Annotated in this window: 12 protein-coding genes; 10 read left to right on the forward strand and 2 right to left on the reverse strand. The window is 59.9% G+C overall.

Annotation, left to right across the window (positions count from 1 at the left end; genetic code table 11):
- The first annotated feature begins 54 nt into the window (after positions 1–54).
- The 5 genes from ACQ66M_RS03515 (at position 55) to ACQ66M_RS03535 (ending at position 5356) form a co-directional block, all read left to right on the forward strand.
- Complete coding sequence (locus ACQ66M_RS03515; RefSeq protein WP_430401901.1) at positions 55–1914, forward strand: hypothetical protein; 1860 nt, start codon at positions 55–57, stop codon at positions 1912–1914.
- Positions 1915–2006: 92 nt separating this feature from the next.
- The gene (locus ACQ66M_RS03520) at positions 2007–2717 is read left to right on the forward strand and encodes an acylneuraminate cytidylyltransferase family protein (RefSeq protein ID WP_430401903.1); all 711 of its coding nucleotides are present in this window, start codon (positions 2007–2009) and stop codon (positions 2715–2717) included.
- Positions 2717–3658: a phosphoglycerate dehydrogenase gene (locus ACQ66M_RS03525; protein WP_430401905.1), complete on the forward strand. Its 942-nt coding sequence runs from the start codon at positions 2717–2719 to the stop codon at positions 3656–3658. Before ACQ66M_RS03520 ends, ACQ66M_RS03525 begins: the two co-directional genes overlap by 1 nt.
- A 262-nt stretch (positions 3659–3920) precedes the next feature.
- Positions 3921–4661, forward strand: a complete 741-nt coding sequence (locus ACQ66M_RS03530; RefSeq protein ID WP_430401907.1) for a class I SAM-dependent methyltransferase — start codon at positions 3921–3923, stop codon at positions 4659–4661.
- Between the two features lie 296 nt (positions 4662–4957).
- Positions 4958–5356 carry an integrase core domain-containing protein gene (locus tag ACQ66M_RS03535; RefSeq protein ID WP_430405114.1) on the forward strand — a complete coding sequence of 133 codons (399 nt, stop codon included), beginning with the start codon at positions 4958–4960 and terminating at the stop codon, positions 5354–5356.
- On the opposite strand, the gene ACQ66M_RS03540 is transcribed toward ACQ66M_RS03535, so the two are convergent.
- The gene (locus ACQ66M_RS03540; RefSeq protein WP_430401909.1) at positions 5328–6395 is read right to left on the reverse strand and encodes a glycosyltransferase; all 1068 of its coding nucleotides are present in this window, start codon (positions 6393–6395) and stop codon (positions 5328–5330) included. The genes ACQ66M_RS03535 and ACQ66M_RS03540 overlap by 29 nt on opposite strands.
- Before the next feature lie 4 nt (positions 6396–6399).
- Positions 6400–7434: a glycosyltransferase family 2 protein gene (locus tag ACQ66M_RS03545; RefSeq protein WP_430401910.1), complete on the reverse strand. Its 1035-nt coding sequence runs from the start codon at positions 7432–7434 to the stop codon at positions 6400–6402.
- Between the two features lie 290 nt (positions 7435–7724).
- On the opposite strand from ACQ66M_RS03545, the gene ACQ66M_RS03550 reads away from it, so the two are divergent.
- The 5 genes from ACQ66M_RS03550 (at position 7725) to metK (ending at position 13623) form a co-directional block, all read left to right on the forward strand.
- Positions 7725–8753 carry an NAD-dependent epimerase/dehydratase family protein gene (locus ACQ66M_RS03550; protein WP_430401912.1) on the forward strand — a complete coding sequence of 343 codons (1029 nt, stop codon included), beginning with the start codon at positions 7725–7727 and terminating at the stop codon, positions 8751–8753.
- A gap of 120 nt (positions 8754–8873) precedes the next feature.
- Positions 8874–10034 carry a DegT/DnrJ/EryC1/StrS family aminotransferase gene (locus ACQ66M_RS03555; protein ID WP_430401914.1) on the forward strand — a complete coding sequence of 387 codons (1161 nt, stop codon included), beginning with the start codon at positions 8874–8876 and terminating at the stop codon, positions 10032–10034.
- Positions 10035–10138: 104 nt separating this feature from the next.
- Positions 10139–11533: an adenosylhomocysteinase gene (ahcY, locus tag ACQ66M_RS03560; protein ID WP_045696610.1), complete on the forward strand. Its 1395-nt coding sequence runs from the start codon at positions 10139–10141 to the stop codon at positions 11531–11533.
- Positions 11534–11550: 17 nt separating this feature from the next.
- Entirely contained in the window at positions 11551–12408 is an 858-nt protein-coding gene (locus ACQ66M_RS03565) for a formyltetrahydrofolate deformylase (RefSeq protein ID WP_430401916.1), read from the forward strand.
- 33 nt (positions 12409–12441) lie between these two features.
- On the forward strand, positions 12442–13623 hold the full coding sequence (gene metK, locus ACQ66M_RS03570; protein WP_430401918.1) for a methionine adenosyltransferase: 1182 nt from the start codon (positions 12442–12444) through the stop codon (positions 13621–13623).
- Positions 13624–13629 lie beyond the last annotated feature (6 nt).

Genomic DNA, 13629 nt, shown 5'->3' on the forward strand with positions numbered 1-13629 from the left:
GCCAACGGCGCTGACGCGCAAAAGCGGGGCATCCACATCCGTTCAAGGCGACCCATGGCCCGCAATGCTAACAGACGCTTACCTGACCTGACCACTGGCAAGCTCCTGATCGTTATCGGAAATGGCCCCAGCTTGCGTGACTTTGACTTCGACCGCCTTTCCGGCGTCGATACTTTGGGCATGAACGCTGCCTATCGGCACTGGGACCGTATCGACTGGCGCCCGACGCATTATGCCTGCCTCGACGACGCCCTGATCGACACCCACCTCAAGGACATCCTGCGACTCATCCAAGAAGGCCGAATCCAAAGCTTTTTTCTGTCTGGCCGCATCCTTGATCATGAGCCCGGCCTTGCGGACGATCCGCGTGTCCGGTTCCTGGACGAATTCGTCCCGTTCTGGTTCAACGCCCGCGGTCGCCATCATGGGCTCAGCCTGGTCGCAAGCCCCGCTTTCCGCACCCAACAGGACGCCTTCGTCACGACCGGTGCCTACTCCGTCCGCTATGGCGCGTTCCTTGGCTATAGCCGTGTCATTCTTCTCGGAATCGACCTGACTTATCAGCCCATAGCGGAGGCCGAACAGGTTGACGATCTGCGCCTGGTGATGACGCGAACACCGGCAAACAATCCCAATTATTTCTTCGACGACTACCAGCGTGAGGGTGACGCGTTCCAAGTGCCCAATCCCGAAATCCACTCGCAGGAACTGCATGTCGCTGCGTTCGAGGCCCTTCGCGACGATTTCCTTCGCGAAGAGGTGCCCGTCAGCCTGGTCAATGCGAACCTCCACTCGCGGCTAACAACCGATGCGATCCTGCCCTATGGCAACCTTGCGTGTGAGCTTGACGAGCCAATGCTTGGCTCGGTCATTGTCCCTTTGACCTATGACGAACACGACCAGCTACTTGCCAACCTGTGGCTCTGGAACCAGCCAGCCTTTTTCCCCTTCCTCGGCCGACTGCCCGACCGGCGGCCTGACCTCGTCTTTGTCTGTAACAATGCGCTCGCTGCCAGCTGCGAGCCACGAGTGCAGGCTTTCCTGGCAGGTGCCCACCGGCTGCGGGCATGCTTTGATCATATCCGGTTCGTCACTCTGGACCTGTCCGGTGACGCGGACCTCTACCGTAGGGAGAACCATGGGCCCCGCACCAGTCAGGGCTTCCGTGCCGGACCGAATAACATCTTCTTCGGTGCCATGGACGCCGTGCGCGACCGGCCAGGTTATTCGCTCTACGTTGAAACCGATTGCGTACCTGTTCGCCCGGACTGGCTCGGCCAGATCAACCGCCATTTACAGGGCGCCGAACCCGCCTGGGTCACTGGAAGCATCTATCGTGGGCCCGATGCGCTTGGACCGCGCGAAAAGCGCCATATCAACGGCAATGCCGTCTATGCGACACACGATCCGGCATTCCAGCACTTCGTTGATACGGTCTGGCGTCCGAGACTGGCTGAACTTGTGGTCCAGCACCCTGAATTGCCGTTCGATTGCGTGATTGAGGCGCTGTACGAACTGGCTGACGGACGCCTCGCCACCGACAATCCCGATTGGGAGCTCATGCGGCACGCAAGCCACAAGTTCCGCTACTCTGCTCTGATCCCCAATCTGGCCGGCAGCGAGTGTTCCTTGCATGACCTGGCCGACCAGCTTCTTGAATTGTTACAAGCGTCACCTGATTCCTGCATCGTTCACTCGCGGCGGCTCGCCGATTTCGTCGCCCCCCTTCGCAACAGCGGCGCAAAGACAACAGCGCTCGAGCTTATAGAGCTGATGCGGGAAGCGGCCGAAGGCCTGCCGCCCCGGCAAGCGGCATCAGGCCGTGACAGGAAGGTCCAGCATGGCTGGACTATGGCCCGTGTCCGCCAGGGCATCGTCCGGCGCCTGCCAACGCACCGCCGGGGCTTGGATTGATCGTCGCGCACAGATTGCGAGCCTGCGTTTCATGCCGTATTGGGCCTGATGCCTATGACAACGCCACCTGATTCCTGACCGGAAATATTTGAATGTCTAACAATCCCAAGTTCACCGCTCTCCTGCCGATGAAGGCTCACAGCGCCCGGGTGAAATCGAAGAATTTCCGCCAGATTGCGGGCAAGCCATTGTTCCAGTGGATCCTCGACGCCCTGCTCGCGGTGCCGGAAATCGACAAGGTCGTCATCAATACCGATGCGCGCCAGATCCTAGCCGACGAAGGCCTGTTTGATAGTGAGCGCGTTCTGATCCGCGATCGCAAGCCGGAAATCTGCGGTGACTTCGTCTCGATGAACCTCGTGCTCGCAGACGATATCGCCAATGTGCCCTCAGACCATTACCTGATGACACACACGACCAATCCGCTGCTGCAACCGGAGACGATCAAGAACATGATCGACCTCTATCTCAAGGCAGTGGAGGCCGGCACAGCCGATTCCCTCTTCACCGTGAACAAGATGCATACCCGCTTCTACACAGAGACAGGCGAACCGATAAACCACGATCCGGACAACCTGATCCGCACACAGGACCTGCCTCCCTATATGGAGGAGAATTCGGTCTGCTACCTGTTCAGCCCCGCCAGCTTCGCGGCCACGCAGGCACGTATCGGCCGAAAGCCCGTTCTCTTTCCGACGCCCCGTTTGCAATCGATCGATATCGATGAAATTGCTGACTGGTTCATCGCCGAATCGCTGTTGCTGCGCGTCGCCGCCGGCGAACACTTGCCAGAGGAAGCCTGATGTCCATGCCGCGCATCCTAGTCACCTGCCCGCCCATGCTCGGCCTGTTCGCAGAGTTCGCGGATGATTTTGCCGCGCATGGTCTTGAAGGCGTGCCGGCGAAAACCTCACAGGTCCTCAGCGAGGACGAACTGATCGCCCTCCTGCCCGGCTTTGATGGCTGGATCATCGGCGACGATCCGGCCAGCCGCCGCGTTGTAACCGCCGCAAAGCAGGCCGGTCTCAAGGCGGCCGTGAAATGGGGTGTGGGCGTTGATAATGTCGATTTTGCCGCCTTCCGGGATCTCGGCCTGCCGGTCGAAAACACACCCGGCGTATTCGGGTCGGAAGTGGCCGATGTCGCCCTCACCTACACGCTGGGGCTCGCCCGAGAAACATACCGTATCGACCGCGAGATCCGCGAGAAGAATGCGTGGCCAAAGCCCAGCGGCATCAGCATGACCGGCCGCACGGTCGCCCTTGTCGGCTTCGGTGACATTGGCCGCCAGACTGCAAAACGCATCCTCGCCTGCGGCAGCAAGGTCGTCGTTTATGACCCCTTCTACAAGGCGGCAGACGGCCTTGACGTGGAAACGGCCCAATGGCCCGATCGCCTCGGCGAATCCGATTTCCTGATCTTCACCTGCCCGCTGACGCCCGAGACCCGCGGCATGTTCAATGCAGACCTGCTTGGCAAGCTCCGCCCAGGCGTGCGCGTTGTCAACGTGGCGCGCGGCCCGGTCATCCAGGAAACTGCCCTGCTCGAGGGCTTGAAATCCGGCATTGTCCACTCGGCAGCGCTCGATGTTTTCGAGGTCGAGCCGTTGCCCGCCGATTCACCTTTCCGCGCTTTTGACCAGTGCATCTTTGGCTCGCACAATGGCTCGAATTCTGCCGATGCGGTGCGCCGTGTCAGCCGGATTGCCATCGGCAAAATGGCCGGATTCCTCGGCACGAACTAAGATTCTGGGCTGCTCAAGAAACACGAACCTCGATGATAATGATCCTCGGCTTATTAATGGGCAATCACCGACGAACTGAAGTTGGCCCGGGAGTTTTTTGCTTCGCAATGCTGACTCTAGATGGCCAAGATAGGTTCAAATGATTTTTTGGATCTGGCTTTACGGAACACATTAAGCGATAGGTTCGTTTTAAGTGAACAGACGTCATAGGAAGCACTCGCTCCTGCTAGAATGTTCGACAATTTGAAAGATCGGGGCAGGTATGACAAAGAAACCACCTCTTACAGGGGTTCAGACAGTTTACGACAGCAATGGAGAGATTTTGCTCGCCGGGGTCTGGGAAAGCAAAAATCTCTTTCTCGCTGTATCAGGGGGGGATACCTCTTATTGGAAGGGTAAGCGTGTGTTGGACCTCGGGTCCAATTCATCGGGTTTGAGTGTGGAGTTAGCACGAGCGGGAGCATCAGTTGTAGCGGCTGAACCGGATCCATACAAAAATAGCCGCGCGCCAGCTCTTCCATTCCTCGAAAGCATCATCAAAGAAGAAGATCTTGATCTCACCCTGTCGGACGGTGGGTTGTTTGACGCACACAAGCTCGGCCGTTTTGATACCGTGCTCTGCCTCGGGTTGATATATCATTTCCGGGACCAGCAATATGTCCTGGATTACCTGTCGACTCTCGACATGAAGGACCTCGTCATATCGAATCAGACACATCCCGGTGATCAGCTAGCCATGTTCAACCGGCTCGACCCGTCTGTGCTTCCAGCGAAATTCTGGGAGAACTACAAGGAACCAATCAGCGGTTGGCACCCGACACGCCCTCTATTCGAACGCATGATGCAGTTTGCGGGATTTACAAATGTCATCGCGCTCACAGATGACTCGGTGAACTTCCCGAAAAAACCATTCGAGGGCATCACCAATTCTGCCTATTATCGCGCAACCAGAGGCCGAAATACAGATCCGGAAAAATCAAGGCGACAATATTATCCGAGATAAGTCCATGCGGGCTTGCACGCAACTGTCTGGGTAGGACGGGATGCAATTGGGAAACAATGAGTAGGCCTCCCGTATGCTTGTTAGCAACAATGGCATTCCGGAATCTTGCTCGACTTGGGGCCAGACCTGAGAGCCCGATCATGACATCCCGAACGCTGGCTCCCGATGTGCTACGGGTACGAATTGACCAGTCGCGCTATTCTAGAATGACATAACGAAACTGGGATCTCCTGGCCCAATATCGCGCTGGGAAAGCCGCAGCCGAACGGCTTCGTAGAGAAGTTGAACTCGCCCGCCTGCGGCGCAACGGCAAGGTTTGCGGCGAGTTCCTTAATGAAAAAGTCTTCGACAGTCTCGCTCATGCGCGCACGGTTCTTGAACATTGGCAACATGACTATAATCACCACCGACCTTGCTCATCGTTGGGCGGTCTGACGCGCGCAACGCACAGTAATCGCAGACGATCACCTCGGCGAAACCAGCCCGCCCAGGTGAGGAAGAGCGAAAAACTCCAGCCCCGAATGAGGGCGCGTGGGGGGGTAGTTCAGAACGAACGGCCAGGACGGCAAGATCGAATTTTTCACCACCTACGACAGGCGACTGATCATCAAGAACCGCCGCTCGCGCCGCCTCGACTACACGATCTGCGCTTTCCTGCGCTAGCGCTTACCGCCAGGCCGCGCGAAGGAACCTGACTGTCGAGCCCGGTTCGGGCGTCAGCTGCAGTGAGAGGGTTTCGCCACCCGCCAGCGCTGGAGACAGCTTGATTTCGACCGTCTTACCCGTTCGTCCAATATCGTCCGCCAAGGTTTCGCCGCTCACCCTGAGCCCGCCCGGATCGGAATCAAACTCGAGGACTAGTCCGCCTTTCGGCTCGGCATCGTAATGGGCAAGGAAAAGTAGCGCGTCGGGCTGGACGAGCCCGTCCGCGCGAATGCCGAACACGCTCCGCCCGCTACGGCGCAGCCTGCGCCGTAGCCGCTCGCGCAGGCTGGCGGGCCAGACACGGTCGGCGGCGGCATGCACCACAAAGGCGCGGAACGTGCCTGATTGCGCCGTCTTTGGTGCGTGGCGGCTGATGATGTCCTGCAATTCGCTGCGGCGGCGCTTGTTCAATGAAGCCGTCTTGGTGTCATCCCCCCAGAGCACCATCGACATGGCCGTATCGATAAAGTCGAACTTCGCGCCCGCTTCGTACATGCGAATCCAGAGGTCCCAGTCCATCGTGTAGTGCAGGTCAGCGTTCACCCCGCCGACGCTTTCACACACGGCACGGCGAAAGAAACAGGACGGCTGCGAGATAATACCCGCCTGTAGCAGGCGCGGCCCCGGCGGCTCGACATTGAAATGATAGCCGGTCATCGCGCCGGTCTGATCAATGATGCTGCTATGGCCGTAGATCACATCAAGGTCAGGCTTTTCGGCCAGGCGTGCACGCACCCGGTCCAGCGCTCCAGGCATGAGAATGTCATCAGCATTCAGCCAGCCGAGCCAGTCGCCCGGCACGTTTCTCCAGCCTTCAATGATCGCATCGGACTGCCCGTAATCCGGCCCGTGGCGCCGATAGGACAACCAGTCATCATGCTGATCCGCCAGCGCCCGGACACGCGGATCGCCGGAGGCATCGAGCAGCGCTACGGCAATATCAGGGCCCTGCGCCTTCAGGCTGGCGAGGCTGGCCGCCAGGAAAGGATGCCAGCTGCCGACCGGAACACTGAACGCGAATTGCGGCATGGGTCTATTTCCCCGCCGCGACAGGCCGGGCAGTCTGCACAGCCGGCACGCGTGGTGGCCGCAGCGGCCGGATCACCGGGCGCCGGTCCAAGAGCCGCTTCGGGTTCCACGCCATGGCATAGGCAAGGTCGCCGAGACTGACGCGCCGCACGGGCGGCCCGAAACCGCGGTCCTTCCTGAGCCCGCCAAGCCCGGCCAGCCCTGCAACGATCCCCCGCCATGTCGGCCCTGCCCGGCCCGTCCTGACGCCGCGCAGCAGGATGGCCAGCGTGATCGCAATATGACCTGGCAGCGTCAGGACGAGCAGCAGCAGTGGCGTATTCTTGGTATAGGTCCAGATCCGGTTGCGCGTACCATGAAAGATCGCGAACTCGCTGGCGCGGCCTGAAATACCGCTGCCTGCATGACGGATCACGGCATCGGGCAGGAACACGCAGCGCTCGCCGGCGAGCCGCATCCGGTATCCCAGATCGACATCTTCGCAATAACAGAAAAAGCGTTCGTCAAAGCCGCCATGCGCCTCGAAGGCAGACCGCCGGAATACAGCTGAAGCTCCACATGGCGAGAAGCATTCGCCTTCTGTCAGCGGTTCAGCAGGCAGGCCGAACCCACCGCGCCAGGGGATTCCGAAGCCAAGATAGCAATCCCCTGCCCCATCCATGATTGTCGGGTCCTCAAGCGCGTATTGCGCACAGGCAAACATGTTGCTGTCGGGGTGGCGCCTGGTTGCCGCCATGACACGCTCCAGCCAGTCCGGGTTGGCCACGGCATCCGGATTGAACAGCGCCAGCCACTGCGCTCCGCTCTGCTTTGCAGCGACATTGTTACCGGCCGCAAAGCCCAGATTTTCGGTTTGAGGAAGGAAGCGGTAGCCCGGCACACCTTCGGTCTTCAGGTTGTCGGCGGAGCCGTCAGTCGAGGCATTATCGACCAGCAGCACCTCAAAATCCCGGAAGGTCTGCAACCGCAGGGAATCGAGCGCCTGCTGCAGGTACGCTTCGCCATTATAGTTCACAATGATGACAGAGACGGCGACCATGCGATCGTGTTCTGGTAGACGTGTCCTCGAAAGTCAAATGTCCATTGCGCAAGGCCGCGCCGGATGTATCCATGGCCTCTGACAGGCCCCAGTTTGAGGGAGATTCCTTCAGGATGGCGCCTTCGGGAAAAAGCTCACTGCCATGAATCCGTGAACCCAAGCGGCGAACCCGTCTGGCTTGGCCGGGGCACACTGCGCCGCAGGATTTGCCATTCGGCAGGGCAAGCTTTAACTCGCATTGCCAGCAAGGCATCGAGTTCCCTTATGATGCGCCAGCAGAAAGTCCCTTGATGACCACCCAGAGCTCCATTCCCCTCCGCGCATCGAAGCCGGAAACCGTACTGGTGACGGGCGCAGCCGGGTTTGTTGGCTATTATGTGTCCCTTGCCCTGCTTGAACGGGGCATCGGTGTGATCGGGCTGGACAATCTCAATGATTATTACCCTGTCGCGCTTAAGCAGGCCCGTCTGGACCATCTGTCGACACATGCCCGGTTCACCTTTCATCGCCATGACATTTCAGACCATGCCGGGCTTGTCGCCCTGCCGGGCGTCAGGGACGTGGACGTCGTGGTTCATCTGGCAGCCCAGGCTGGCGTGCGATATTCGATCGAAAATCCCTTTGTCTATGCCGCGGCCAACCTGGTTGGTCACCTGTCGATCCTGGAACTGGTGCGGCAGGCGGCAAAGCAGCCCCTGCTCGTCTATGCATCGTCGAGCTCGGTCTACGGCGCCAATACCAAGGTTCCCTTCAGCGAGTCGGATCCGGTCAACAGTCCCGTCTCGCTCTATGCAGCGACCAAGCGCGCCGATGAGCTGATGAGCGAATCCTATGCCCGGCTTTACGGCATGCATCAGGTCGGGCTGCGGTTTTTCACAGTTTACGGACCCTGGGGACGCCCGGACATGGCCTATTGGTCATTCGCCGAGAAGATTCTCGCTGGCGATCCCATCCAGGTCTTCAATCATGGCGAACTGGAACGTGATTTCACCTATATTGACGATATCGTCTCAGGCGTCGTCGCGACCGTGCTGCAGCCCATGAAGCCCATCAGGGATGTGCCGCATCGCATCTACAATATCGGGAACAACACGCCAGTCCGGCTCATGCGGTTCATCGAGATTCTGGAGCAGGCAATCGGAAAGAAAGCGCTGATCGAGTTCGTCCCGATGCAGTCAGGCGACGTTCATTCAACCTATGCAGACGTATCGGCCATTGCCGCCGATTACGGCTTTGCCCCCTCCACCCCGCTCGAAACCGGGATACCTGTCTTCATCGACTGGCTGCGTTCCTATCTGGGGCGCGAGGAAAAAAGCTGACGCGCTGAACACCCCCTCCGCACGGCGTCACACAGTGTAATGCGTGGTGACTTGCCCGCGTCCGCCGGTATGGTCTACGGGAGCCGGAAAGCCCCCGAAACCCTTCCAGGACGCCATGCCATGTCGATCCCCTTCATAGACCTGCAAGCCCAGCGCAAACGTATCGAGACCGAGATCAACGCGGCCATTCAGGGCGTGGTGGAAAGCGGGCGTTACGTTCTGGGCCCGGAAGTGACCGAACTGGAGAAACAGCTGGCTGCATGGTGCGGTGCCAGCCACGCCGTCAGCTGCGCCAACGGCACCGATGCCCTCGCGCTCGCCCTGATGGCCTGGGAACTGAAACCCGGCGACGCTGTGTTCTGCCCGAGCTTCACCTTTGTCGCCACGGCGCAGGTCGTGCCATGGCTCGGGGCCACGCCTGTCTTCGTGGACATTGATGCGGCCACATACAACATGGACCCTGCCTCCCTGCGGGCGGAGATTGCCTCGGTAAAGGCGTCCGGCACGCTCAACCCCAAAGCGGTGATCGCGGTTGACCTGTTCGGGCAACCGGCGAACTACCCTGAAATCAAAGCGATTTGTGACGAGTTCGACCTGAAACTGATTGCCGACACGGCGCAGGGCTATGGCTGCACGCTGAACGGCAAACATCCCTCAGACTGGGCCGATATCGCGACGACCAGCTTCTTTCCGGCCAAGCCGCTCGGGTGCTATGGCGATGGCGGGGCCATTATCACGAATGATGCAGCCCTGGCCGAACGCATTGAATCCCTTCGGGTTTACGGCAAGGTCACACCGACGGACGCGGCGACCCGCAATTTCCACCACGATCCCAAATATCTCAGCCTGCGGGTGGGCATGAACTCGCGCCTCGACACGATCCAGGCCGCCATACTGCTTGAAAAGCTCAAGATCTTCGCTGACGAGATCGACCGAAGGCAAGTGATCGCAGAGCGGTATGCCGAGGGGCTTCGTGGAGCGATCAGGGGTGTTCCGACGGTTATTGAGGGCGGCCGGTCGGTCTGGGCACAATATGTCATTGAGCATGACAACCGTGACGGCCTGCAGGCCCACCTCAACGCCAATGGTATTCCCAGCATGGTCTATTATCCCGTGCCGATCCACGAGCAGGACTTTGCCCTGCGTTATGCCCCGGCCAGGGGACACCTCAAGGTCACCGAAGCGGCGAGCCAGCACGTCCTTGCCCTGCCCATGCATCCCTACCTCGAGCCCTCTGACCAGGATCGTGTGATTGATGCGGTCCTTGGCTTCAACGGCTAGCCAGCAATCTCCGAACGAAATTTTGCAGGCAGCCTGGCCCTTGCTGCGTTGCCTTTGCCTGCGTGTCATGCTAACGCCGCATAAACATATAAAGGAACATTGATATGGCCCAGGACTACCACGTTGCCGACATCAAGCTGGCTGAATACGGCAACAAGGAAATCGCCATCGCAGAGACTGAGATGCCGGGCCTGATGGCAGCGCGCGAAGAGTTCGGTCCGACGCAGCCGCTCAAGGGCGCGCGCATCTGCGGCTCGCTGCACATGACCATCCAGACGGCTGTCCTGATCCAGACGCTCGAAGCCCTTGGCGCGCAGGTGCGCTGGGTGTCGTGCAACATCTATTCGACACAGGACCACGCCGCTGCGGCGATCGCCGCGAACGGTACGCCGGTTTTCGCCTACAAGGGCGAAACGCTGGAAGAGTACTGGGACTATACCGACCGCATGTTCCAGTGGCCGGACGGCGAAGGCCCCAACCTGATCCTCGATGATGGCGGCGATGCCACCATGTACCTGATCCTCGGCGAGCGCGCCGAAACCGACCCGGCCTTCCTGGAGAAACCAGGCTCGGAAGAAGAGAAATTCCTTTTCGCGCAGATCAAGAAGCGCATGAAGGCCAGCCCCGGCTGGTTCGCCAGGACCAAGGCCGGTATCCGCGGCGTGTCCGAAGAAACGACGACCGGCGTCAACCGCCTGTACCAGTTGGAAAAGAAGGGCGAACTCCCCTTCCCGGCCATCAATGTCAACGACTCGGTCACCAAGTCCAAGTTCGACAACAAGTATGGTTGTAAGGAATCGCTCGTTGATGCGATCCGCCGCGGCACGGATGTGATGATGGCCGGCAAGAAAGCCTTCGTTGCCGGGTATGGCGATGTGGGCAAAGGCTCAGCTGCATCCCTCGCTGGCGCGGGCGCGCGCGTTTCGGTGTCCGAGATCGATCCGATCTGTGCCCTCCAGGCTGCGATGGACGGCTTTGATGTCCTGACCATGGAAGACGCCGCACCGAAATTCGACATCTTCGTCACCGCGACCGGCAACAAGGACATCCTGACCGTCGACCATATGCGCGCGATGAAGGACATGGCCATCGTCTGCAACATTGGCCATTTCGACAATGAGATCCAGGTCGAAGGCCTGCGCAATTTCGAATGGACGAACATCAAGCCACAGGTCGACATGATCACTTTCCCGGATGGCAAGCGCATCCTGCTCCTGTCGGAAGGCCGCCTCGTGAACCTCGGCAATGCCACGGGCCACCCGAGCTTCGTCATGTCTGCCTCATTCACCAACCAGACACTTGCGCAGATCGAGCTTCACCTGCGCGCCGACGAATACGAGAACAAGGTCTATACCCTGCCCAAGCATCTCGACGAGAAAGTGGCCCTGCTGCACCTTGAAAAGCTGGGCGCCCAGCTGACCACGCTGTCAGAAGGCCAGGCCGACTATATCGGCGTGACGACCGAAGGCCCGTTCAAGCCGGAACACTACCGCTACTAGGCGGCGCAAAGCGGCGAATGGTTCAGGAACACATCCTCACACTGGCCTGTCCTGATAGGGTCGGACTGGTCGCCACGCTGGCAAGGCTGATGGAGCGGCACGGCTGCTTCATCGCCTCGTCTCGCACCTTTGGCGACCCGGATACCGGGCAGTTCTTTGCGCGTATTGTGTTCCAGTCCGAAGCGGGCGACGACGTGCCTGAAGGCTTGCGGAGTGATCTTGAATCTGCTGCGGGCGACCTGAACGCAATGTGCGGCATCCACACGGCCAGCCAGCCTGTGAAGACACTGCTGCTGGTTTCCAAGTCAGATCATTGCGCCAACACGCTCCTCTACGGCGCACGCCGGGGCGAGCTGCCGATCGCGCCGGTTGGGATTGTGTCCAATCATACGACGCTCGAAGCCGGCTTCGCGCACTGGAACCTGCCCTTCTTTCATGTGCCTGTGACGGCGGAAACGAAAGCAGATGCCGAACAGCGCCTGTTCGACCTGATTGATGAAACCGGCGCCGAACTGGTCGTGCTTGCCCGCTACATGCAGGTGCTGAGCAATGACGCCTGCACGCGCCTGTCTGGCCGCTGCATCAATATCCACCACTCCTTCCTGCCGAGCTTCAAGGGCGCCCAGCCCTACCATCAGGCCCATGCGCGCGGCGTGAAGGTGATCGGTGCGTCTGCCCATTACGTGACGCCCGATCTCGATGAAGGCCCGATCATCACGCAGGCCACGGAGGCCATCGATCATACGTTCAGCCCGGCTGACATGATCGAACTGGGCCGCCATCTTGAAGGCACCGCGCTGCTGCGCGCCGTCAAGGCCCATGCAGAGCACAGAATTTTTATCAATGCTGGCAAGACGGTTGTCTTTGCCCGATAGTCCCGACCGCACCGCTTCTGAGGAAACGACACCATGAAGATGAACGATTTTGAATTTACCAGCGAGAGCGTCGCCGAGGGCCACCCGGACAAGGTCTCCGACCAGATTTCCGATGCCATTGTCGACCTGTTCCTGACGAAAGACCCGACGGCCAAGGTCGCTGTTGAAACCCTCACCACGACCAACCGTGTGGTTCTGGCCGGCGAAGTGCGAACGAACAATGGCGCCGTCGTCACCCATGACGAGATGATCCAGACCGCACGCGATGTGGTGAAGAAGATCGGCTACGAACAGGACGGTTTCCATTGGGAAAAGCTGGACGTCAACTGCTATGTCCACGGACAGTCTGCCGAGATCGCGCAGGGCGTCGAGGAAGGCCAGGGTCTGTTCACTGAGGAAGGTGCAGGCGACCAGGGCATCATGTTCGGCTACGCAGCCGACGAGACGCCCGAACTGATGCCCGCCACGCTCGTCTACTCCCACCAGATCCTGCAGAAGATGGCCGAACTGCGCCATTCGGGTGAGCGTCCGGAATTCGAACCTGACGCCAAGAGCCAGGTGACCCTGCGCTATGTCGATGAAAAGCCGGTCGGCGTGAACGCCATTGTCGTCTCGACCCAGCACAAGGCCTCAGCGACGCTGGAAGAACTGCGCGAACTTGTGCGCCCGATCGTGCAGGGCGTACTGCCCGAGGGCTGGTTCCCGCCCGAAGACAAGTTCTACGTCAACCCGACCGGAAAGTTCGTCATCGGCGGTCCCGACGGCGATGCCGGGCTGACCGGCCGCAAGATCATCGTCGACACCTATGGCGGCGCGGCGCCCCATGGCGGCGGCGCGTTCTCGGGCAAGGATCCGTCCAAGGTCGACCGGTCTGCTGCCTATGCCACCCGGTATCTCGCCAAGAACGTTGTCGCGTCCGGCCTCGCCAAGCGCTGCACGATCCAGGTCTCATACGCCATTGGCGTGTCGCAGCCCCTGTCGGTCTATGTCGACACGCACGGCACGGGCCTTGCCGATGAGGCCCGCATCGCGAAGACCCTGCGCGAGCTGTTCGACCTGTCGCCCAAGGGCATCCGTACGCACCTGAAGCTGAACAACCCGATCTATGCCGGCACGGCGGCCTATGGCCATTTCGGCCGGACACCGGGCAAGGATGGCACATTCACCTGGGAGCAGACCGACCTTGTCGACGAGCTCAAACGCCTGATCAACTAGCCTGGC

Origin of the sequence: Hyphomonas sp., assembly GCF_965284475.1 — a bacterium.
Taxonomy (GTDB): domain Bacteria; phylum Pseudomonadota; class Alphaproteobacteria; order Caulobacterales; family Hyphomonadaceae; genus Hyphomonas.